The sequence below is a fragment of the Bacillus sp. NPDC094077 genome (assembly GCF_050279465.1).
In the GTDB taxonomy this organism is placed as follows: Bacteria; Bacillota; Bacilli; order Bacillales; family Bacillaceae_G; genus Bacillus_A.
This window is the reverse complement of sequence record NZ_JBNNUF010000003.1, coordinates 450,485-472,478: the sequence shown is the minus strand read 5'-3', so window position 1 is coordinate 472,478 and position 21,994 is coordinate 450,485. Positions and strand designations below refer to the sequence as shown.

The 21,994-nt window shown below is 36.6% G+C and carries 24 protein-coding genes; 1 reads left to right on the top strand and 23 read right to left on the bottom strand.

Annotated features, from left to right (window positions below):
* Positions 1–99: 99 nt before the first annotated feature.
* The 20 genes from ACQKNR_RS11175 to ACQKNR_RS11080 all read right to left on the bottom strand — a co-directional run bounded on the left by ACQKNR_RS11175 (position 100) and on the right by ACQKNR_RS11080 (position 18,077).
* Complete coding sequence (locus tag ACQKNR_RS11175) at positions 100–636, bottom strand: ReoY family proteolytic degradation factor (RefSeq protein WP_427317793.1); 537 nt, start codon at positions 634–636, stop codon at positions 100–102.
* A gap of 73 nt (positions 637–709) precedes the next feature.
* The gene (locus ACQKNR_RS11170; RefSeq protein WP_427317791.1) at positions 710–1,972 is read right to left on the bottom strand and encodes a tetratricopeptide repeat protein; all 1,263 of its coding nucleotides are present in this window, start codon (positions 1,970–1,972) and stop codon (positions 710–712) included.
* 318 nt (positions 1,973–2,290) lie between these two features.
* A complete protein-coding gene (hisC, locus tag ACQKNR_RS11165; RefSeq protein WP_427317789.1) occupies positions 2,291–3,403 on the bottom strand; it encodes a histidinol-phosphate transaminase in 1,113 nt (370 codons plus the stop codon).
* Between the two features lie 132 nt (positions 3,404–3,535).
* Positions 3,536–4,621: a 3-dehydroquinate synthase gene (gene aroB, locus ACQKNR_RS11160; RefSeq protein ID WP_427317787.1), complete on the bottom strand. Its 1,086-nt coding sequence runs from the start codon at positions 4,619–4,621 to the stop codon at positions 3,536–3,538.
* Positions 4,621–5,793, bottom strand: a complete 1,173-nt coding sequence (gene aroC / locus ACQKNR_RS11155) for a chorismate synthase (RefSeq protein ID WP_427317785.1) — start codon at positions 5,791–5,793, stop codon at positions 4,621–4,623. Before aroC ends, aroB begins: the two co-directional genes overlap by 1 nt.
* A 285-nt stretch (positions 5,794–6,078) precedes the next feature.
* Positions 6,079–6,525 (bottom strand): nucleoside-diphosphate kinase, encoded by a 447-nt coding sequence (gene ndk / locus ACQKNR_RS11150; protein ID WP_000415890.1) that lies wholly within the window; start codon positions 6,523–6,525, stop codon positions 6,079–6,081.
* Between the two features lie 124 nt (positions 6,526–6,649).
* Positions 6,650–7,612, bottom strand: coding sequence for a heptaprenyl diphosphate synthase component II (gene hepT, locus ACQKNR_RS11145; RefSeq protein ID WP_427317783.1), 963 nt, complete (start codon positions 7,610–7,612; stop codon positions 6,650–6,652).
* 31 nt (positions 7,613–7,643) lie between these two features.
* The gene (gene menG / locus ACQKNR_RS11140) at positions 7,644–8,357 is read right to left on the bottom strand and encodes a 2-heptaprenyl-1,4-naphthoquinone methyltransferase (protein ID WP_427317781.1); all 714 of its coding nucleotides are present in this window, start codon (positions 8,355–8,357) and stop codon (positions 7,644–7,646) included.
* A gap of 29 nt (positions 8,358–8,386) precedes the next feature.
* Positions 8,387–9,136 carry a heptaprenyl diphosphate synthase component 1 gene (locus ACQKNR_RS11135; protein WP_427317779.1) on the bottom strand — a complete coding sequence of 250 codons (750 nt, stop codon included), beginning with the start codon at positions 9,134–9,136 and terminating at the stop codon, positions 8,387–8,389.
* A gap of 183 nt (positions 9,137–9,319) precedes the next feature.
* Positions 9,320–9,889, bottom strand: coding sequence for a GTP cyclohydrolase I FolE (gene folE, locus ACQKNR_RS11130; RefSeq protein ID WP_001151481.1), 570 nt, complete (start codon positions 9,887–9,889; stop codon positions 9,320–9,322).
* Positions 9,890–10,009: 120 nt separating this feature from the next.
* A complete protein-coding gene (locus tag ACQKNR_RS11125) occupies positions 10,010–10,282 on the bottom strand; it encodes an HU family DNA-binding protein (RefSeq protein ID WP_001043860.1) in 273 nt (90 codons plus the stop codon).
* A gap of 298 nt (positions 10,283–10,580) precedes the next feature.
* Positions 10,581–12,059, bottom strand: coding sequence for a stage IV sporulation protein A (spoIVA, locus tag ACQKNR_RS11120; protein ID WP_000416519.1), 1,479 nt, complete (start codon positions 12,057–12,059; stop codon positions 10,581–10,583).
* Between the two features lie 243 nt (positions 12,060–12,302).
* Entirely contained in the window at positions 12,303–13,016 is a 714-nt protein-coding gene (locus ACQKNR_RS11115; RefSeq protein WP_427317777.1) for a hypothetical protein, read from the bottom strand.
* Between the two features lie 65 nt (positions 13,017–13,081).
* Positions 13,082–13,285, bottom strand: a complete 204-nt coding sequence (locus ACQKNR_RS11110) for a DUF2768 domain-containing protein (RefSeq protein ID WP_098545748.1) — start codon at positions 13,283–13,285, stop codon at positions 13,082–13,084.
* A 269-nt stretch (positions 13,286–13,554) separates the two neighbouring features.
* Positions 13,555–13,806: a stage VI sporulation protein F gene (locus tag ACQKNR_RS11105; RefSeq protein ID WP_193411367.1), complete on the bottom strand. Its 252-nt coding sequence runs from the start codon at positions 13,804–13,806 to the stop codon at positions 13,555–13,557.
* Between the two features lie 115 nt (positions 13,807–13,921).
* A complete protein-coding gene (locus tag ACQKNR_RS11100) occupies positions 13,922–14,944 on the bottom strand; it encodes an NAD(P)H-dependent glycerol-3-phosphate dehydrogenase (protein WP_427317775.1) in 1,023 nt (340 codons plus the stop codon).
* A gap of 18 nt (positions 14,945–14,962) precedes the next feature.
* Complete coding sequence (gene der, locus ACQKNR_RS11095) at positions 14,963–16,273, bottom strand: ribosome biogenesis GTPase Der (RefSeq protein WP_427317773.1); 1,311 nt, start codon at positions 16,271–16,273, stop codon at positions 14,963–14,965.
* Between the two features lie 124 nt (positions 16,274–16,397).
* Complete coding sequence (locus tag ACQKNR_RS11090; RefSeq protein ID WP_000979051.1) at positions 16,398–16,583, bottom strand: capping complex subunit for YIEGIA; 186 nt, start codon at positions 16,581–16,583, stop codon at positions 16,398–16,400.
* Positions 16,580–17,473 (bottom strand): YIEGIA family protein, encoded by an 894-nt coding sequence (locus ACQKNR_RS11085; protein WP_427317771.1) that lies wholly within the window; start codon positions 17,471–17,473, stop codon positions 16,580–16,582. The genes ACQKNR_RS11090 and ACQKNR_RS11085 overlap by 4 nt, the downstream gene beginning before the upstream one ends.
* Positions 17,466–18,077: a YphA family membrane protein gene (locus ACQKNR_RS11080; protein WP_427317769.1), complete on the bottom strand. Its 612-nt coding sequence runs from the start codon at positions 18,075–18,077 to the stop codon at positions 17,466–17,468. Before ACQKNR_RS11080 ends, ACQKNR_RS11085 begins: the two co-directional genes overlap by 8 nt.
* A 116-nt stretch (positions 18,078–18,193) precedes the next feature.
* On the opposite strand from ACQKNR_RS11080, the gene ACQKNR_RS11075 reads away from it, so the two are divergent.
* Entirely contained in the window at positions 18,194–18,328 is a 135-nt protein-coding gene (locus ACQKNR_RS11075) for a YpzI family protein (protein ID WP_000513900.1), read from the top strand.
* Positions 18,329–18,648: 320 nt separating this feature from the next.
* Here the strand turns inward: ACQKNR_RS11075 and fni are convergent, their stop codons facing one another.
* The 3 genes from fni to cmk all read right to left on the bottom strand — a co-directional run bounded on the left by fni (position 18,649) and on the right by cmk (position 21,871).
* Positions 18,649–19,698: a type 2 isopentenyl-diphosphate Delta-isomerase gene (fni, locus tag ACQKNR_RS11070; RefSeq protein WP_427317767.1), complete on the bottom strand. Its 1,050-nt coding sequence runs from the start codon at positions 19,696–19,698 to the stop codon at positions 18,649–18,651.
* A 12-nt stretch (positions 19,699–19,710) separates the two neighbouring features.
* Complete coding sequence (gene rpsA / locus ACQKNR_RS11065) at positions 19,711–20,859, bottom strand: 30S ribosomal protein S1 (protein WP_427317765.1); 1,149 nt, start codon at positions 20,857–20,859, stop codon at positions 19,711–19,713.
* A 334-nt stretch (positions 20,860–21,193) separates the two neighbouring features.
* Positions 21,194–21,871, bottom strand: a complete 678-nt coding sequence (cmk, locus tag ACQKNR_RS11060; protein ID WP_427317763.1) for a (d)CMP kinase — start codon at positions 21,869–21,871, stop codon at positions 21,194–21,196.
* Positions 21,872–21,994 lie beyond the last annotated feature (123 nt).

Below are 21,994 nucleotides of genomic sequence, written 5' to 3'. Positions count from 1 at the left end.
CCATACTAAAAGAGGTAAAAAAAGAAAAACTACCTAATATAGGTAGTTTTTCTTGAAAAAATTCTGAAATTTGTAAAAAAATAATAATCCAAATAAATTCTATAAAGTCTTTAACTCCACCGTTAACCTATGAAACGCTTCCTTATCTTGCTTATCCAACGCTTCATCAATTTGTTTCAAAAGACGTTCCCTTCTAAATGAAAATACACTCTCTTCTAAAAATCTCTCTGCCAGTAAACGGTCTTTTTCATTTACTTCAATATGCTTTGGTAAATATGGGTTTTCTTCTAATACTGCTACATAATTTGCATTTTGAAACGATGATTTAAAGTTGAGTTGAATATAAATATCCTCATCTCGATTTAAACGAATATCATGAAACGATTTTTCAGCATCTGTTGTCATAACATTTTGTTTAAAAAAGTGAAACGGTGTGTCTTTCACACAATTCGCTGACATCACTAAGCCACGCGGACAATATTTTGCATGCTCTACGAAGTGGACTTTATGCATTAATTGGTCGTGACTCATTAAATAATTCAAAATCCATACACATTCACGCTGTTTCAGTTGGTAATTATTCAAAAACCATTTTACAAAATCCTTCTTCTCGTTTACAGAAACAGGGGTATTCATAGCAATTAAGTCCCTCCTCTGTCTTTCTCTTTTCTTTTTAGATTCAAGAAGCGGCATTCAGTTTCCTTCCAACTTATGAAAAATCCTCTAAATTATATAACAACTCTTCGATATGAATTTGTGTTGGGTCTAGTTGTAATAACTGGGTAAATACTTCTTTTGCCTCTTTTCGTTTTCCTTCTTCCAATAAGAAATAACCGTACTCTTCCAAGAAGTCTGGATGATTCTTAAAAGAAGTATATGCACTTTCATAGTGTTTTAATGCATCCGAATACATTTCTAATTGTTTTTTTGCATACGCAAGATCCCAAAGTAATTGTGTATCTGGCTCTCCGCTATCAATCGCACGCTCTACAACTGTAATTAACTCTTCATACTTTTCTTGTTCTTTTAAGATGTACGCATATTTTAATGTTGCACCTAAATGTCCTGGATCTAACTCAAGTGCTTTTTGAAGCACTTCCTCTGATTCCGCTATTTTTCCTAATTTCGCCGCAATGTTCGCTAATTCTACATAAAACGGAACAGAAAGTTCATCTACTTTAATACCTTCATGAAGTGTTTCATAGCTTTCTTGAAGCATTCCTTCTTTTTCATAGCTTTTCGCTAAATACATGTACAGCGATGCGTATTCAGGATCTAATTCTTTTAATTCTTGCCAAGCACCAATTGCTCTTTGATATTCTTCTCCTTGATATAATGTGAAAGCATATCCAAATAATGAGTGAATATCTTTTTGCTCCTCTAAGCCTGCTTCATAATAAGAGATTGCCTCTTCCCAGTTTCCAATCGCACTTAACGTTTCTGCGAGACGAAGCGCAATGACAACACCACCCATTACTTTATGTTCTGCTAATAGCGACTCGTAATGAGTAATTGCCTTTTGTTCTTCACCTTTACTACTATATAATTCTGCTAATCCAAACGTAATAACAGGTTCGTCAGGCATCATTTCTTTCGCCTTTAATAGTTTTTGCTCTGCTACATCATCAAAACCTTGCATTTGGAATAAGTCCGCAACAAGTAATAACGATTGAACATATAAATCATCATTTTCTGGAATATCATGAAGTACTTCAATTGCTTCATCTTCTTTGTCTAGATCAATATATAATTCTGCTAAAAATACCGTAAATTCACTTTCTTCCGGATATAGCAATCGTAAGTCTTCTGTAATGGCTAGCGCCTCATCCGTAAATCCAAGTGTATGATAGTAGCGAGCGATATCATACTTCTCTTCATCATTCGCAATTTGTAATTGTTCTTTTAATAATTGTAATCCCTTTTCCGCTTCACCATTTTCAATATATGAAACAGCTTGTTCAAACTTTTGCATAAACGTCTCCTTTAATTCTAAAAAATATTCTCTTCTGTTTATTTATCATAAGCAACTAGGTGTAAGAACGCAACCTTTAGAATGAGCATACTTCTTCTTGTACTTTCACTGATAACGATTCGAATATGACACCGATACCGCATCACTACTTTCTATTGTAACGTTTTCTTTCATGACCGCGCAAATAACTTCCCTCATCAATTATTAAGTCCCACAAATCGTGCTGTACAGGTCAGCTTCTCTTTTTAAACTGGGAGTCTGACCGCATATAAATAACGGGATAAAAAAGGCTCCTATAATAGGAGCCTTCACAATTTCTTAAGAATATGTTTCTTCTTTCTGTACTTGCTCATTTACAAGCTCTTTCAATAATTCTATAATTTCATCATTTTCTTCTTTCAAACCAACAGTAATACGAATGCCATCATTTATACCAAATGCGGCACCAGAACGAACAATATATCCTTTTTTCATTAAACGTTCGAAAGCTTCATTACCAGGAATACCAAGTTTTAAGAAAATGAAATTTGTTTGAGATGGATAATAGAATACATTATATTCCTTACAAAATGCATAATATTGATTTAATCCTTCTTCATTCTTTTTCACACATTCTTGTAAAAACGCTTGATCTTCTAATGCAGCGAGTGCCACAGCTTGGGCTACAGTCGATGTATTGAATGGCAACCTTGCTACTTCTAGCTGCCCGATTAACTTCGCATTACCAACCGCATATCCGATACGAAAAGCAGCTAAACCATATGCTTTTGAAAACGTGCGTAAAACCATAAGATTTTCGTATTTTTCAAGAAGTGGTAATGTTTGCGGATAGTCTTCTGCTCCCGCATATTCATAATATGCTTCGTCCATAATAACGAGCGCTGACTTAGGTACTGATTCTAAAAATGAAAGTAATTTTTGTTTCTCTACATATGTACCTGTTGGATTATTCGGATTACAAATCCATACAATCTTCGTTTTGTCATCTACTTGCTGTAACATTGCGTCTAAATCATGAATTCCATCTTTAAGTGGTACTTCACGAACTTCTGCTCCTTCAATCACAGCATGGTGATAATATTGAGAGAACGTAGGATTTGCCATTACAACATTTGTTCCTTCATGTAGTAATGCACGGCTAATCATTTGAATGACTTCATCTAACCCACTACCAAATAACAGTTGTTCTGCTTTTACACCTAAATGCTCTGCTACTTTCGTCCGAAGTTCAAAGGCATATCCGTCCGGATAAAGGGCGTATTGACTCGCTAACGAAGTTAACGCTTCTGTCACACGTGTAGAGCAACCGAATGGATTTTCGTTTGATGCTAATTTCACAATTTTTGATAATCCATATTCCCTTTTTACTTCTTCAATATTTTTCCCAGGTACATATGCTCTCAAAGTTAACAATTGCTCTTTCACTCTCATTTCGCTTCCCCCAGTCATTTTATTTAATTCGATTACAGTATAATTATAGCTCCTCACTGCAATCTTTTATCATAACCGTCACTATTACGAGAATACCTCTAAATCAGCACTTCATACCTCTTCTCTACATCTTTAAACCATATCCTTTTGAAATGCCTCTAACGCAATATGAACAGTCTCATCTGAAATAGATACGACATTCACTACCCCATATTCCTGCATAAGCACCATATGAATTGTTCCTGCATTTGCTTTCTTATCTTGTTTCATCAATTGAACAAGGCGCTCTACATTCAAATCGCTTGGCATTTTTGGATAGCCATATTTCAAGAACCACTGCTTCATCTCTTCATAAGCAAGATCAACCTTGTACACTTGCTCACTTAAAAATATGGCGAATAACATCCCAACCGCTACTCCGTCACCGTGCGTAATACTTCCATACCCAAGCTCTTTTTCAAGAGCATGTCCTAACGTATGTCCAAAGTTCAAATGGGCACGTACACCTTTTTCTGTTTCATCTTGCGATACAATCTTTGCTTTTACCGGAATTGCCTTCGTTAATATATGAATTAACTTCTCGTCACGAAGATCCGCTAATGTTTGCACTTCTTCTTTTAACCAATGATATAGATTTACATCACCAATAAGAGCATGCTTTATCACTTCTGCAAAACCTGAACGCCACTCTTTTTCAGGAAGAGAATGTAAAAATGGTGTGTGATATACAACCGCTTCTGGCTGATGGAATGCACCGATCATATTTTTCCCTAACGGATGGTTAATTGCTACTTTCCCGCCTACTGCGCTATCGTGAGCTAATAAAGTCGTTGGAACCTGAACAAAGCGAATACCACGCATAAACGACGCGGCAACAAAACCAGCCAAGTCCCCAATCATTCCGCCTCCAAGTGCGATAATTAAAGAGTTTCTATCTAATTTATTTTCAAGAGCTGACGTATGAGCCGCATAGAAATTTTCAAAAGACTTCTCTTTTTCACCGCTCGGCACAACGAATGAAAATACTTTCTGTTCTACTTGCAATGCATTAACAACTGTCTGTAAATGTAAAGCTGCAACGGCTTCATCTGAAATGATCATTACGTTAGACACAGCCGGCTGCATATTTTGAACGATCGTTGCCAAATATGACAATGCCTCTTTCCCAACATGTACATCATATTCTTTTGATTTCGTTTGAATATGTATGTTTCCCATTAAAATCCCCTCGCATATTCATTATGTTTCCCAATATTTTCACGGATAAGGTCCATACGGTCTAACCCAAATTGTTCGATTAAAGCAGTCGCTAATTCCCAAGCCACAACCGCTTCTGCAACGACACTAGCTGCCGGTACAGCACAACTATCTGAACGTTCAATGCTTGCTGTAAAAGGTTCTTTCGTATCAATATCCACACTTTGAAGCGGTTTATATAGTGTAGGTATCGGTTTCATCACACCGCGCACAACAATCGGCATTCCAGTCGTCATGCCACCTTCTAATCCACCTGCATTGTTCGTTTTTCTTGTATATCCATGTTCCTCATTCCACAGAATTTCATCATGCACTTCACTTCCCGGTCTATGTGCTGCTTCAAAACCAATTCCAATCTCCACACCTTTAAAGGCGTTAATACTCATAATTGCAGCTGCTAATTTTGCATCTAGTTTTCGGTCATAATGCACATAGCTACCTACTCCAATTGGCATTCCTTCCACAACTACTTCAACGATCCCACCAATTGAATCACCATTTGCCTTTGCATCATCAATCGCTTTCATCATTTGTTTACCAGCTTCGTCATCTAAGCAGCGTACAGGTGATGCTTCTGTAATACTTTTTAATTCTTCAATTGAACTATACGTAATCTCCTTAGTTTGTACACCACCAATCTCAATCACATGGCCCGCCACTTTAATACCAAGTTCTCCCAAAATTTTTTTAGCAACCGCACCAGCAGCAACACGCACTGTCGTTTCGCGTGCCGAAGAACGTTCAAGTACATTTCTCATATCTCTATGACCATATTTAATCGCACCATTTAAATCCGCATGCCCAGGCCTTGGCTTTGTCACTTTCCTTTTCATTTCTTTTTCTTCTTGCTCAGTTAAAGGCTCAGCGCCCATAATTTTTGTCCAATGTGCAAAGTCACGATTTTCAACAACAAGTGCAATGGGAGATCCTAATGTTTCTCCATGTCTAACACCACTTACAATTTGCGCTTGATCTGTTTCAATTTGCATGCGTCTACCACGCCCATATCCCTTTTGCCTTCTAGCTAACTCTTCGTTTATATCATCCGCTACTAAAGGCAGTCCTGCTGGAACACCTTCTATAATCGTTGTAAGTTGTGGACCATGAGATTCACCAGCTGTAATATATCGCATACGTTATTCCTCTTTTCGTATATGTATTTATCTCGCTATATTAAGCAACGATATTATCTTTCATCACTTTAAAAGTATTAAAGAAATTATATAGTAAATCGACCATTTGCTTATTCTCGTTCTATACTTCCAATAGGCCTTTTACTTTACATATCAATATATCATAAGAGCTCAAACTTCGTAACTAATTGAAATAAAAAAAGTGCAAGAAGAATACCCCTATTCTCCTTGCACTTTTTACTATTATCACAGTGATTAAAGCGTTTACAAATTATTTCAAAATAATTAGTAAATCCATTCATTCATTAATTTTGAGTAGTCTACCAATTCTTCTTCCTTAAAGAAAATAGCAATCTCGCGCTCTGCACTTTCTAAAGAATCAGAACCATGGATAATGTTTTTCGCAACAGTTACACCGAAATCTCCACGAATTGTTCCAGGAGCAGCTTCATGTGGTCTTGTTTTACCCATCATGTTACGAGCTGTATCTACTACACCTTCACCTTGCCATACCATCGCGAATACAGGACCAGATGTAATAAAGTCTACTAGTTCACCAAAGAAAGGTTTTTCTTTATGCTCACCGTAGTGTTGTCCAGCAATTTCCGGAGTGACTTGCATTAATTTTGCACCAACTAATTGAAAGCCCTTTTTCTCAAAACGAGCTACAATTTCCCCAATGAAGGCACGTTGTACACCGTCTGGTTTTACCATTAGAAATGTTTTTTCCATAAAAAATCTCTCCACTTCTGAATTATGTATGTAATTGTATATCCCCACACACATATTAACACCCTTATCACAATTGTGCAATAGTTTTGAAATAGAGAGATTATTTTATTATTTAGAAAAAACACTAAAATTTTCGTTTCCCAATATACTTTGCTACATTTTGCAATGCATACTTTGCTTGTCCACGTGGGAGTGGTTTTATTATTTCCAATGCTTTATGTAAATAACGTTCGCTAAACGCAAATGCTTGATCAATCGCTGCGCTATTTTTCACAGCATCAATAATTTCTTTCATTTCACTCGTCGTTGTATTTTCATGTACCGATGTGATTTTCTTGCGGAGTATTGGATCTTCCATCGCATATAAAGCAGGAAGTGTAATATTTCCTTGTAGCAAATCACCACCAGCAGGTTTTCCAAGTTTCTCTTCTGTTGAAACGAAATCTAGAATGTCATCAATAATTTGATAAGACATCCCTACAAAATATCCATACCAAAATAGACGATTTACCGTATCACGATTAGCACCAGCAGCAATCGCTCCCAATTGGCAACTCGCAGCAATTAATAATGCGGTTTTTCGCTTTATTCTTCTTAAATACGTTCTTAAATTTTGGTCATAGTTATATTTATCTTTAATTTGTTCAATTTCACCTTTACAGACTTCTAAAATGGTATGTGACAACGCCTGATGCGCCTCCGGAATTTCGATATTTGTTACACATTCAAGAGACTTAGCGAACAGATAGTCTCCTGTATACATTGCAATACGATCTCCCCATTTCGCATTCACAGTCGCACTACCGCGTCGTAAAAATGCAGCATCAATAACATCATCGTGAACAAGAGAAGCCATATGAATAAGTTCTAGCGCAACAGCGACATGCTTAATTGCGTCTAACTTATAATCTCCAAATTTCCCTGCAAGCAACACAAATACAGGACGAATTCGCTTCCCACCAGCTTCAATAAGTTGTAATGCCGCCTCTTCTACTAATGGTTGTTCAGAAGCAACTGTCTTTTTTAATTCTTTTTCTATCACATTAATATCCGATCGTAAAAAAGAGTACATAAGTTGTAACTTCATATTGTTCACCTTAACCTAAAACTTCTTTTTTCTATTTTGATTCTGGTTTAATACCTAAATGCATCGCTGCTACCCCAAAAGTAAATGGTTTCACTTTGACACGTTCAAGTCCAGCCTTTTCAAACATATTAGCCAATTCTTTCATCCCTGGGAATGTACTAGCAGATTCTTGAAGCCATGAATATTCTTTATAACTTTTCGCAAATATCTTTCCAAATAACGGCATGATATATTTAAAGTATAAAATATATCCTTGTCGAAAACCAATCATTGTTGGTTGAGAGGTTTCTAAACAGATTACTTTTCCACCTGGTTTTACTACACGCGTCATTTCTTTTAATACGTGCATATAATCCGGTACGTTTCGTAAACCAAATCCAATCGTTACATAATCAAATGTATTATCTTCAAATGGAAGTTCCATTGCATTCCCATGCAGAAGTTCTACTTGTTTTAATTGTAACGCCTCTACCTTTTGCTTACCGACAGATAACATGTTTTCACTGAAGTCTAGACCAACAACCTTCCCATGCTCACCTACCGCTCCAGCTAGCGCTATTGTCCAATCCGCCGTTCCGCAGCACACATCAAGCGCTTTACTACCTGGTTTTACATCCATAATGCCCATCGTCTCTTTACGCCATGCTTTATGTCTTTGAAAACTAATTACAGAATTCATCACATCGTATTTATCAGAGATTTTCTCAAATACATCATGTACTCTTTCTTCTTTTGATTGTTGCATGCTCGTACCTTCTTCCAATGTAAAATTGCTTATGTCTTCGATTTATCTCTTAATACAGAATTTATTTCATTTATGTCTGTATGATCTTCTAAAAATTGTTTTTCTTTCTTTCTCAATTCCATCATCCAGCCATTAATAACTGTTTCTGCATCTGCTTCGTTCCCGGAAACCTCTTGAACAGCTTGAAACACAGGTGCATGTTGTTTGTCAGCATACAATTGACTTTCTTTTTGGAGACGATTTTTTCCTAATACATATGTTATAAATGGCTTCCAATGCGATAAATGAAAATGATCACATGTTTTTTGCAGAAGTGCAGACTCAATCGTTACTACGCTTTTCATTATGTCATCCATCGTTTCATGCGCTTTTTGGTATAACATAATTTTATGTTCATTAATCTCTTTGATTCCTTCAGCAAGCGCACGAATTAAGACGATATCACGATTCATAGATAACAAATAATAATATAGCCCACTATAGTAATCACCTGCAAGTACTGTTAATTGGCGACGTTTATGTGATTCAATCGCTTCTTCACCTGCTTTATTTGATACTCTTTCATGCGTATCAAGCGCAATTTGTACAAGCATAATTGTTACTACATAATGCTCAATTTGTTCTATATGTAACTTTTCACTTTTTAAAGCACCGTATAACAATGCTATTTTTTCTTCATCAATAAATGGTTCTTCAATATAGTTTATAAAATAAGGATGGCGTAATTTCTCCATCAATTTCTCTTTTATACCCGCATACCCTCCGTAGATGTCACACACAAAAAATCACCCTTGTTTTCTAATTCATAAAACTTATTATAACACATACATTCTATTTTCTATAACCAAAACTTGGCTACACCTTCCACTCATTTAAGCAATCTTTCTATTCTCACTCTGTCCAACTAAAACTATATCATTTATTCACTAAAAAAAAAAAGAAAAGCAGTTTCCCGCTTTTCTTTACTTCGCTTTAATAAAAGATAAAATTTCACTACGTGCTGCAGCATCATTTTCTAGCACACCACGTACTGCCGTCGTTACTGTTTTCGCACCTGGCTTTTTCACACCACGCATCGTCATACACATATGTTCTGCTTCTACTACTACCATTACACCATGCGGCTCTAGTACTTCCATAATAGAGTTAGCTACTGTTGATGTAATACGTTCTTGCAGTTGTGGTCGACGTGCAATTGTATCTACAGTACGAGCTAATTTACTTAACCCTGTTACCTTTCCGCCTTGCGGAATATATGCAACGTGAGCAACTCCATAGAATGGAACTAGATGATGCTCACACATCGAATAGAATGGTATATCTTTTACTAGTACAAGCTCTTCGTGATCTTCTCCGAATACTTTATGCAAATGCTCTTTCGGATCTTCATGCATACCTGAAAACACTTCTGCGTACATTTTCGCAACACGCTTTGGTGTATCAAGTACTCCCTCACGATTTGGGTCATCTCCGATTGCCTCTAAAATAAGGCGTACTGCATGTTCAATTTGCTCTAAATTAACTTTTGCCATCCGCTAGCCCTCCCGAAAACCTAAAAGTGATACGAACACATTCTAGCATATTTATGTTTTTAAAAGCAAAAAGAAGAGTTCCCAAAAAGGAAACTCTTCTTCCCTGTTAATATGTAAGGATTATTTAACCGCATCTTTTAACGCTTTACCAGGTTTGAATGCAGGTACTTTACTTGCAGCGATTTCAATCTCCTCACCTGTTTGTGGGTTACGACCTTTACGAGCCGCACGCTCACGAACTTCGAAGTTACCGAATCCGATCAGTTGTACTTTATCACCTTGTTTTAAAGCTTCTAAGATAGAATCAAAAACAGCGTCTACTGCTTTTGTTGCGTCCTTTTTAGAAAGGGAACTTGCTTCTGCAACAGCATTGATTAAATCTGTCTTGTTCATGCCATTCACCTCCTCCCAAAGATAAGACTGTATAATGATCATAAAATGAGTCTTACTTTCATTTGTAGGCAATTTTTGCAAATTCTATACTACAAAGATGTAGATAAATCATTATCAACGCCTATATTATACGATTCTCCTTTATAATTCAATATTTTTAAGGAAATTGTTACTCTTAAAATGTGAAAATCTGATGAAACTTGACAATTTACAACAATGTATTAGATAATGACTGTTTGTTTTGCTATTTCATACGCCAAAAGACAAAAAATCCCTCTACAATGAGAGGGATTTTTTCTTATAATATAATCGCAATTAATCCGCCAGATCCTTCATTAATAATTCTTTCTAATGTTTCTTTTAATTTATATCTAGCATTTTCTGGCATTAAAGATAGTTTCGCTTGAATTCCTTCACGAACAATCGAGCTAAGCGAACGTCCGAATATATCAGAATTCCAAATTGACAACGGATCATCTTCAAAATCTTGCATTAAATAACGAACTAATTCTTCACTTTGTTTTTCCGTACCAATGATCGGTTCAAACGTTGACTCCACATCTACTTTAATCATATGAATCGATGGAGCCACAGCTTTTAACTTCACGCCAAACCTTGAACCGTGACGAATAATTTCCGGCTCATCTAAGCTCATATCAGCTAATGCAGGTGCTGCTACCCCATATCCTGTTTGCTTTACCATACGCAAAGCATCCGCCACTTGATCATATTCTATTTTCGCATGAGATAAGTCGAGCATAAGCTTCAATAAATGATCTTTCCCTCGAATTTCTACTCCTACTACTTCTTTTAAAATTTGATCATATAATTCATCTGGCGCATATAAATCAATCTCCGCCACACCTTGCCCCATATCAATGCCAGCTAGGCTTGCTCGATCAATAAATTCATATTGACTAAACTGCCAAACGACACGGTCCACATCACGCAGACGTTTTATATCCTTCACTGTTTCTTGAACTGCTTCTTGATAACTTTGACGTAACCAATGTCCTTCATTTAACACCATTACCCAGCTTGGAAGGTTCACATTCACTTCTAATACAGGGAACTCAAATAACGCTTCACGAAGTACATTATATACATCTGTTTCTCTTAAACTCTCCACACTCATCGCAATGACTGGGATATCATATTCTTCAGATAAACTTTGGCGTAATTGCTCTGTATCTGGATGATACGGCTGTACCGTATTAATAATCATAATGAAAGGTTTCCCTACTTCTTTCAACTCATTTACAACACGTTCTTCTGCCTCTATATAATCCCTTCTTGGAATTTCACCAATTGTTCCATCTGTTGTAATTACAACGCCAATTGTTGAATGTTCTTGAATTACTTTACGCGTGCCGATTTCTGCAGCTTCATGGAATGGAATAGGCTCTTCATACCAAGGAGTATTAATCATGCGCGGGCCATTCTCATCTTCATAGCCTTTCGCTCCTGGAACCGTATATCCGACACAATCTACTAATCGAATATTCACTTCAAGACCTTCATCTACTTCGATAGAAACCGCTTGGTTTGGAACAAACTTCGGTTCCGTCGTCATGATTGTACGACCAGCAGCACTTTGAGGCAGCTCATCCTGCGCTCTTTGACGATCAGACTCATTCTCAATATTTGGAATAACCACAAGTTCCATAAATTTTTTAATAAATGTTGATTTCCCTGTTCGAACAGCTCCTACAACTCCAAAATAAATATCACCACCTGTTCGTTCTGCAATATCTTTAAAAATATCTACCTTTTCCAAGTGATTCCCTCCCTCAAAATTTTTGGGAATAATTCCGCGTTTATAGTCAACTAATACCTTCTCTAACGTTGTCTATAATATCTGATATAATATAATGGTATTCTAGAAGTTCGGACAATATATCATATAATTTTGTCCAATTTCATATGACTATTAAAAAAATACCTTTTGTTTGCATCGCAAGTTGTATAACATAAAAAACCTTTCTTCTAGAACTTATTCACTAAAAGAAAGGTTCATGACTTATGATTTTAAAAAAATTGGTTCTCCATCCTTTACCGTGTACGGTAAAGAATAAGCAGGTACAAACGGGGAATCTTTCGAAAGTATATTCCGAATATCTTCTCCCTCCTTAAATTGCCCTTCGTTTTTTTTCAAAGCTTCATATAAGTCGATTCTATAGTCAACAAAAACTTCTCCTTTTTCATTAATTACAAAAGGAAGTCCTTTACCAGAATACGGACTTGTCACTTGCGGTATATCTTTATATCCCAGTTTTTTGAAATCTAATTCATATACACCATCTGAAATTACTTTTTTAAAAGGTGGATATCGATGTTCATCACGATACATCCTAAGCTTCAATGATAATTCCTGAATTTGTTCAGCCATCCTAACATCGATTAACTTTACTGTTGGGTTTGTTTCAACATCAATTAATACATACTGGTATACTCCTCCACTTTCATACGCATTACCCGGCGCTTCTTGTATGTAGCGCGGAGCAATCTTTTGAAAGTCAATTGGATACTTCTGATAAATAGGCGTACTCATATCACGCGTCTTAATTGGCAATATCCCGTCATTTTGTTCCTTAAATGTCGTAATGGCTTTTTGAACAACTTGTAACTGATCTTCATAAGGAACAGCATTTTGTTTCATATTTTCCTTCGGATACAAACATCCTGTTAACATGCTCATACAACAAAATATTAAAATAATATGGAATTTTTTCACTAACAATCACCTTTTCATACTAATATAACTTGCTGCTTATGTAACATTTTCGAAGTGCACTTCCTTTATTGCTCCACAGGGCCACTAAATACAACAAGAAAAATAACAATTCCCGATACTATCATAAGGGTGTACGCTACTAACGCTGTAATCCCTTTCAAAAATTTATTCTTTATTTTATGTCTACTTAATAAAATAAAACTTACTGCAACAAACATAAATCCCATTGCCCCTAAGGAAAACCACATTTTAATAAGCCCTTCCGACATATACACACCCCTTTATTATCAATCTATTTTTATACTATTTTAACAAATTAAAATCTTTAAACAAATACAAAAAGAACATTTTACTACGAATTAATGAAGTAACACTTTAATCAGTGATTTTTTTGCTCATCCTCCACCAATCTTGATAAAAAACAAAACCGAAGCGACTGTACCTCTCGCTTCGGTTGACCAAATATGCCCAAAACAGCTCTATTCCCATACTTTCATGGCTATCATATGCAATCTACAAACTCTTTGTTTCTCATATTTTATTTTTTAAACATTTTACTTAACGAGCCAAAATCCGTTGGCATATTATTGTTAATAATTGCTTTTACAATTTGATCCTCTTGCTCTTTCGGCACTTCCCGTCCTGCTAATAGAGCAACTTGATGAATCAGTTGGCGCAGCACCGTTTCATCACGCAAATTTGCATTTTGTACAGATGATGCTAATTTAAAAATATCCTCTTTGTTCACTTTCGCTTCCTTCTCAATATTATTAAAAATGTTATTATCCATTCTTTTCACCCTCTCCTCAAGTTACTCTTCATCCTATGCAAAAATAAAAAAATGGTGAAAAGACCCAAAAAATAAAAAGCGACAGCAGTACAAATTGTACCGCTGTCGCTTTTATTTAAAGTAAATCAGGTATAGCTTCCACTTCATGCTTTTTCACACGTCCCATCAATGAACCTACTGCATCTTTCACATCATTCCCATTGAACAGCACATCATATAAAGCAGCTGTAATCGGCATTTCAACTTCCATCTTCTCTGCTAATTCATGAGCAGCTTTCGTCGTTCTTACACCTTCCACAACCATACCCATGCTTTCTAACACTTCTTCTAAGGAGTGCCCTTTTCCAAGCATATTTCCTGCACGCCAATTTCGGCTATGCACACTTGTACAAGTTACAATTAAGTCCCCCATACCAGTTAGACCAGCAAATGTCAGTGGATTACCGCCCATCTTTCTTCCTAGACGAGCAATTTCCGTTAACCCGCGTGTCATTAATGCTGCTTTTGCATTATCTCCTAATCCAAGCCCGTCCGTTATCCCAGCGGCTAATGCAATAATATTTTTTAATGCACCACCAAGTTCAACTCCAACGATATCTGGATTTGTATATACACGGAAATAACTATTCATAAATAAATCTTGTACTTCCTCAGCTGCTTCCATGCGTTTCGCAGCTGACGTGACAGTTGTCGCTTGACGTAAACCGACTTCTTCAGCATGACTCGGTCCAGACAATACAACAACATCTTTAATCAAGTTCTCCGGAATTTCTTCCTCAATCATTTCAGAAATACGTTTTGACGTACCTGGTTCGATTCCTTTACTTGCATGAATCCAAGTAATTGGTTCTGTAACAATTTCTTTCATATCTTGCAATACATCTCGGTACGCTTTCGTCGGTACTACTAGCAGTACTGTATTTACATCTACTAATGCTTCTTCTAAAGAAGAATAGGCTACGATTGTGCTTGGCAATGTAATCCCTGGAAGATATCTACTGTTCTCATGCTTCGTATTAATTTCATCCATGAGCTCAGGACGGTTTCCCCAAATGCGTACATCATGCCCATTGTCAGCTAATACCATCGCTAACGCTGTTCCCCAGCTACCTGCTCCTATTACTGTGATTTTTGTCATAAAATCACATCCTCTCCATTAGTCTCTTGCTCTAGCGATAATGTGAATCGGCGTTCCTACAAAGCCGAATGCTTCACGTAAGCGATTCTTTAAGAAGCGCTCATATGAAAAGTGCATTAATTCTGTATCGTTTACAAACACAACAAATGTTGGTGGTTTTACCGCAACTTGTGTTGCATAGAAGATTTTCAGACGGCTACCATTATGCGTCGGCGTCGGATTCATCGCTACCGCATCCATAATCACATCATTTAATACGTTCGTTTGTACACGGATGCTATGACTTTCATTTACCTCATTGATAACAGGTAATAACGTTTGTGTACGTTTTTTCGTTTTCGCAGATAAGAATACAATCGGCGCGTAATCCAAGAATTGGAAATGAGCACGAATATTTTCTTCAAATGCTTTCATTGTTTTCTCATCTTTTTTCACTGCGTCCCATTTGTTTACAACGATAATAACCGCTCGTCCTGAATCATGAGCATATCCTGCGATTTTTTTATCTTGTTCAATAATTCCTTCTTCACCGTCTAAAACGACTAAAACAACGTCAGAACGTTCAATCGCTCTTAATGCACGAAGTACACTATATTTTTCTGTACTTTCATATACTTTTCCTTTTTTACGCATACCAGCTGTATCGATGATTACATAATCTTGCCCATCTTTACTATATGGTGTATCTACAGCATCGCGTGTCGTTCCTGCTACATTACTAACAATTACACGCTCTTGACCAAGAAGAGCATTTACAAGTGAAGATTTCCCTACGTTTGGACGTCCAATTAAAGAGAAACGAATTGTTTCTTCATCATATCCATCTTCTTCAATCTTTGGAAAATGCTGTGCAGCTTCGTCTAATAAGTCACCTAGCCCTAGTCCATGTGTACCTGAGATTGGGAATGGCTCACCAAATCCTAGCGCATAAAAATCATAAATATCACTGCGCATTTCTGGATTGTCTACTTTATTTACGGCAAGTACAACCGGCTTATTTGAGCGATATAAAATTTTTGCAACTTCTTCATCAGCTGCTGTTACACCGTCACGACCGTTTGTCATAAAAATGATAACATCTGCTTCATCAATCGCTACTTCAGCTTGTTGACGAATTTGTGTCAAAAATGGCTCGTCTCCAATATCAATTCCACCTGTATCAATAATGTTAAATTCATGATTTAACCATTCTCCAGCGCTATAAATACGGTCGCGCGTTACACCCGGAATATCTTCTACAATTGAAACTCTCTCTCCAACAATTCTATTGAAAATAGTAGATTTCCCTACGTTCGGGCGTCCTACTATCGCTATTACTGGTTTCGGCATATACTTTCATCCTTTCAACTTGCTTCTGTTTATTATGTAAAAAACCCTTCTTTGTGCAAGAAGGGATTTGCATTCCAGAATATTTCTCAACGTATCAAAACACCTCACATTATAACACACGTTGCTAATGTTTCACAATAATATATACATTCTCTTGTAAGCGATGCGCAATACCATCTAGAATCGCCTCTAAATTATTTGCAACAAATTCTAGTTCCTCTTTTGACTCACAAGTAAACAAAGGGGCACCACCTGCAAATTTTTCCGGTGTCGTTGTAATAACCGCTAGAATAACACTTTCTAACATCATCTCTTATCTCCCCTTCCTTTCGGGGCTTCCGATGACATATGAACGGCACTTTCTAACGTCGGCACATTCCCTATGACGCCTATCGCTTTCTCTGCATCTTGATCTTGCGGCAAGACAAAAATTCCAACCCTGCCATCCTCTAAATCACGCTTTGCTAACGGTACAAGCGCTGGTGTACCAGAATCTCTATAAATTCCTAACGCGACCGAAACATCGTGCAAAATAGCTTGCCGTTGCCCTAAGTTTGAGATTGTCACCATCGCATCAATTGATTTTGGCTTTAAAATAAATCCCATGCCATATTTCATAATTTCTTCTTGTCTTGCCGGCAATCCAATATTCATAATATAAATATTATCAATATAAAGTCCTGCTCCTTCAAAGTGAAGCGGAACATGTTCAATATCTACTAGATCATGAAGCCTTTTGCCTGACATTAATGTTTTCGCAATAAAAAATGCTATTATAGCCATAATTACTCCAGCAATCCACGAATGGAACCCTATATACGCAAACGTTGTTGCAAACGACGTTAACATCGCCAAATAGTTGCGACTTTCAAAAACTAATGCAATTCCTTCAATGTATGTATTTCCACGCGGTACGAGCTCGTATCCATCTAATTGTTGAAGCGTATTTCTTTCCATATTACGCACATCACGAAATTGCGTCGCTGCTAACGTAAGAAATGTAATTGCAGAAAAATCTTTTTTCAAAATAGACGGGATTGCAATCGCTCCTAAGGCAGCTGCAATTAATCCCATCGCAATATGAATAATTTTCCCATGAAGCCTCGTCGGATATTGTCGCGTATCTGTCCGAAGCATCAAAATCCTCGTTACTGTTCCTGCTATTACGCCGCATAAAATGGCTGGTGTATATTCAGTCATGTATTACCCTCGCCTTTCTTTTACGTGTTTTCCGCTTAAACTGTTCCATGTATACTGATGCTTTTGCAATCCAAAACAAAATTGCAATAAATAACGTAGAAACGGCGACGATATCAAAAAATGCTAAGCTACCGTAATCATACGGAAAATGTAATTTCCGAAAAATAAGTGTCACTAACAACTCCCCTTGTAACATTCCTACATATAGGGAACATAATCGTAATATGCGGTCCCCATGTAATAACACTGATGCATACACAAGGGCACTACTTAACAGAAACAACCTGTCCACTACAATCCAAATCGGATCATATACCTCTAACAAATGAAAACTTGTATATAACATTGCAATAATAAGTGCCGAAAGTAAGCTATATAATTTTTTCCAAATAGAATATAGCGTGATTCCTATAAAAGAAATAATACAAAGTAAAAGAGCATTTACTGATACCGTGAATGAAGCAATCGTCACATGTAACGGAGAGAAAATTATAAAGATCAGTATACAAGCGCCTAACTTCCATCGAGTAGAGTCCTTTTTCATAAAAAAAGTTACGATAACCCATCCTATCCAAGCTACAAAATAAAAAGCACTCCCATCCATCATTTCACCTCCTATGTTTTCCATTATGGGAACTTTTTATGAAAGTTAATCCACTTTCTTTACGTATAGTTTTTTCTTATAACAGCAACACTTTTAACAAGGAGGTGCTATTCATTATGGGTAAAGATCGCCAAGAACGAAAACTAAGAGAATCACGCCGCGTTGAATCCGACCGCGACCAATCACTACAATATCCAGGGGCAACTGGACTTGATACACCGGAGCAAGCTCGAAAGCAGAATCAGCACTAAACATACAAAAAGACGGTTTCGATATTGTACGAAACCGTCTTTCACATAATTATTTTAATAATTTCTATTCATATTTTCGCTAAATTTCTCTCCACAAACATAGAAAAAATAAGTTCCCTCTAATAATTCAGCAGCACATTTTTTTCATTTTTATACCCCCTTTTTCAATCACAACTTCTACAATCAATATGTATTTAGAGCGTAATATAAAATCTCTATTTTCCCCAGTTATGGGATTATACGTAATATAGATTCCCTTCCCCACTTTATATTACGAAAAAAGAAAAGAAAACAAAAAAATCAACCGAACGGTTGATTTTTTATCTCCTACTATAACGAGCAGTATCTATACCACGCTGCATTAACCAATGATACGTTTCGCCTTTTACAACAAGAGGTACAGATTGTAACTCTTCTATCGTCTTTGCCCCAAGAGCTGTCATAATAAATTTCAAATCTGTATGTAAAAGATCGATTTCATCCACTAACTTCTCGACACCATCTTGCATTAAAATGCGTAAAAAATATCCAGCAAACGCAGTTGTATTCGCCCCTAATGCGATCGCCTTCGCTACGTCAAGCGCTGTTTGTATGCCCCCAGATGCAATAAAAGAGAGGTTATTATTTGTAGAGGTTACTTCAATAATCGAGGTAGCTGTTTGTATGCCCCAGTTATTAAAATAAGAAAGCATTCGCTGTCTTCTTTCATTTTCAACAGCAGCAAAATTCGTACCACCTTGTCCACCAATATCAATCGCTGTTACACCTATACTCGCTAACTGTTGCACTGTTTCCTTACCCATCCCAAATCCAACTTCTTTTACAATGACAGGCACTTTACTCTTTAAAACAATTTGCTCAATTCGCTGAAGTACGCCGGTAAAATCACGGTCTCCTTCTGGCATCGTTAACTCTTGTATGACATTTAAATGAATTTGTAGCGCATTCGCTTCAATCATATCAACGGCCCGCTCTGCCTGTTCGACAGTTGCCTCACTACCCAAATTAGCAAAGAAAATACCATTTGGGTTTACCTTCCTGACGATTTTATAAGAAGCCACTTCACTTTCATCTTTTAACGCTGCCATTTGCGAACCTACAGCCATAGCAAGTTTATGATGTTTCGCTACATATGCTAATTGTTCATTAATATGTAACGTTTGCTCTCCTCCACCGCCAGTCATCGCATTGATAAAAATCGGCGAACTTAGTGAAAGTTCGCCGATTTTTGTTTCACATGTTACAGTGTCATAACTTGAATTTGGCAAGCTTTGATGCACAAAATCAATATCATGAAAGCCATGCGTACGAGACTGACCAGTAGAAAGAGCGTATTCAATATGATCTAATTTACGTTTTGCCCTTACCACTTGTACCCCTCTTTATTTCTTTAATTTTTTCAGTTGTTCACCAATAATATCACTTAATTGGAAAGTAGCAGAATCAGCATTTGGCTCATATTGGCTATAATCTTCTGTTACATTATTTTCTTCAAGTGCTTCTTTTATACTTAAAGAAATACGTTTCTCTGCTACATGAACTTCAAGCACTTTCACTTTTACTTCTTGTCCCATTTCCAATACTTCATTTGGATTTTTCACGTGACGATTTGCAATTTGAGATACGTGTACAAGTCCTTCAACGCCAGGCAAAATTTCAACGAATGCACCGAATGTAACAAGACGTTTTACTACTCCCTCACGAATATCTCCAGCTTTTACTTCGCCAGCAACATTTTCCCAAGGTCCCGGCTGAGCTGCTTTAATTGATAAAGAAATACGTTGTGTATCTGCATCAACAGATAACACCTTTACCTTTACCTTTTGACCTTGTTCTAATACTTCAGAAGGTTGCTCTACACGCTCATGTGAAATTTGTGAAATGTGAACTAAACCGTCCACACCACCCACATTAACAAAAGCACCAAAATTCGTTAATCGTTGTACTGTTCCTTCAACAACGTCTCCTTCTTTTAACGAAGAGATCGCTTCTTTTTTCTTAGAATCTAGTTCCAGTTCTACTACCGCTTTATGCGAAAGGATTACACGATTTTTTTCGCGGTCTAATTCAACAATTTTTACCGCTAATGTTTTTCCTTTATAGTCAGTAAAGTCTTCTACATAATGTACTTCTACAAGTGAAGCTGGGATAAAACCACGAACACCAAGGTCCACAACCAATCCACCATTCACGATATCTTTTACAGTAACATCAAATACATGACCAGAAGTAAATTTCTCTTGTAATTCTACCCATGCTTTTTCTGCATCAACAGCACGCTTAGATAAAACAAGATCATCTTCTTCTAATTTAATAATTTTCAATTCTAGTGTTTGATCTAATTCTACAACATCGCTTGCTTTTTCAATATGAACGTTAGCTAATTCACTAATCGGAATTACGCCATCTGTTTTGTATCCAACATTTACAAGCACTTGTTTTTCTTCAACCTTGGTTACAGAACCTGTAACAACGTCACCAACTTGTAATTCTTTTGAATCCATAACTTCTTCATTCATTTTCTCTACCATGGAAATACCTCCCTACAGAATTGACAAAGCATTTTTATGTATATACGAAATGAAAACAAATGTTTTCATTTGCATGTTTAAGAATTTATCATCACATACTCTGTTTCAATACAGTTCACAAGAAAATATATTAAACCTATATAAATAGTATACAGCAAAATCATCTTGAAAAAAGTATGTTTTGAAATATAATAGCGAATATATTCTGACAGTTTTATTCCTCTTTAACTAACTTCTTATAAATTAGCTCATTTGTCAAGGAAAGAGACTCACAATTCACGTATCCTTTACATTTCTATACAAACAAAAAAGAAAGAGGATGATCCCCCTTTCTTTATTTCGCAAATACTCCTGAAACAATACCCATAATTTTTTGGACAACCTCTTCAATTGATAAAGAAGTTGTATCTAATTCCAATGCATCATCAGCCTTTTTTAGAGGAGAAACTTCACGTTCTGAATCTAATTTATCACGCTTAGCAATTTCTTCTTTTAACTGCTCTAAATTAGAATCGAAACCTTTATTCATATTTTCTAAATGTCTTCTTTCAGCTCTTTCTTCTACAGAAGCAAGCATAAAGATTTTCACTTCAGCATCTGGTAACACATGTGTACCAATGTCACGACCATCCATTACTACGCCGCCTTTTTTCGCTAATTCTTGTTGACGGCGTACCATTTCTTCACGAACAAGACGGTGCTTCGCCACAATTGACACTCGATTCGTCACATCAGGCGTACGAATAACTTCTGAAACATCTTGTCCATTTAAAAATACAAGCTGTGTATTTTCCCCTTGCTGAAATTCAATATCCACATTTTTTACAACTTCCATTAACTTCTCTTCATTTTCAATATCCACTTTTTGTTCAAGGGCTGCATATGTAATAGTACGGTACATCGCGCCTGTATCAATGTAAACATATGAAAGTTTCTTTGCAACAACTTTTGCAACTGTACTTTTTCCAGCAGCTGCTGGACCATCTATAGCAATTGAAATTCGTTTATCCATTGTAACACCTCATTTTTTCACTTATAAAACAAAACGAAAAGCAGGTATTCATCCCTGCTTCTTCTCATTTGCTTCACGTCATTAAATCCTCAATTATTGTAGCATAATCCTTCCCGGAAGAAA

Coding starts and splice junctions, on each gene's coding strand:
- ACQKNR_RS11175 (WP_427317793.1), bottom strand. CDS start 636: ATGAATACCCCTGTTTCTGTAAACGAGAAGAAGGATTTTGTAAAATGG.
- hisC (WP_427317789.1), bottom strand. CDS start 3,403: ATGAGAGTGAAAGAGCAATTGTTAACTTTGAGAGCATATGTACCTGGG.
- hepT (WP_427317783.1), bottom strand. CDS start 7,612: ATGAAGTTACAACTTATGTACTCTTTTTTACGATCGGATATTAATGTG.
- ndk (WP_000415890.1), bottom strand. CDS start 6,525: ATGGAAAAAACATTTCTAATGGTAAAACCAGACGGTGTACAACGTGCC.
- aroC (WP_427317785.1), bottom strand. CDS start 5,793: ATGCGATATATTACAGCTGGTGAATCTCATGGTCCACAACTTACAACG.
- aroB (WP_427317787.1), bottom strand. CDS start 4,621: ATGGGAAACATACATATTCAAACGAAATCAAAAGAATATGATGTACAT.
- folE (WP_001151481.1), bottom strand. CDS start 9,889: ATGGCAAAAGTTAATTTAGAGCAAATTGAACATGCAGTACGCCTTATT.
- ACQKNR_RS11100 (WP_427317775.1), bottom strand. CDS start 14,944: ATGACAAAAATCACAGTAATAGGAGCAGGTAGCTGGGGAACAGCGTTA.
- menG (WP_427317781.1), bottom strand. CDS start 8,357: ATGCAACAATCAAAAGAAGAAAGAGTACATGATGTATTTGAGAAAATC.
- rpsA (WP_427317765.1), bottom strand. CDS start 20,859: ATGGTAGAGAAAATGAATGAAGAAGTTATGGATTCAAAAGAATTACAA.
- ACQKNR_RS11105 (WP_193411367.1), bottom strand. CDS start 13,806: ATGGATAATAACATTTTTAATAATATTGAGAAGGAAGCGAAAGTGAAC.
- ACQKNR_RS11170 (WP_427317791.1), bottom strand. CDS start 1,972: ATGCAAAAGTTTGAACAAGCTGTTTCATATATTGAAAATGGTGAAGCG.
- der (WP_427317773.1), bottom strand. CDS start 16,273: ATGCCGAAACCAGTAATAGCGATAGTAGGACGCCCGAACGTAGGGAAA.
- cmk (WP_427317763.1), bottom strand. CDS start 21,871: ATGGATAAACGAATTTCAATTGCTATAGATGGTCCAGCAGCTGCTGGA.
- ACQKNR_RS11075 (WP_000513900.1), top strand. CDS start 18,194: ATGGGTAAAGATCGCCAAGAACGAAAACTAAGAGAATCACGCCGCGTT.
- ACQKNR_RS11110 (WP_098545748.1), bottom strand. CDS start 13,285: ATGTCGGAAGGGCTTATTAAAATGTGGTTTTCCTTAGGGGCAATGGGA.
- ACQKNR_RS11085 (WP_427317771.1), bottom strand. CDS start 17,473: ATGACTGAATATACACCAGCCATTTTATGCGGCGTAATAGCAGGAACA.
- ACQKNR_RS11125 (WP_001043860.1), bottom strand. CDS start 10,282: ATGAACAAGACAGATTTAATCAATGCTGTTGCAGAAGCAAGTTCCCTT.
- ACQKNR_RS11090 (WP_000979051.1), bottom strand. CDS start 16,583: ATGATGTTAGAAAGTGTTATTCTAGCGGTTATTACAACGACACCGGAA.
- ACQKNR_RS11080 (WP_427317769.1), bottom strand. CDS start 18,077: ATGGATGGGAGTGCTTTTTATTTTGTAGCTTGGATAGGATGGGTTATC.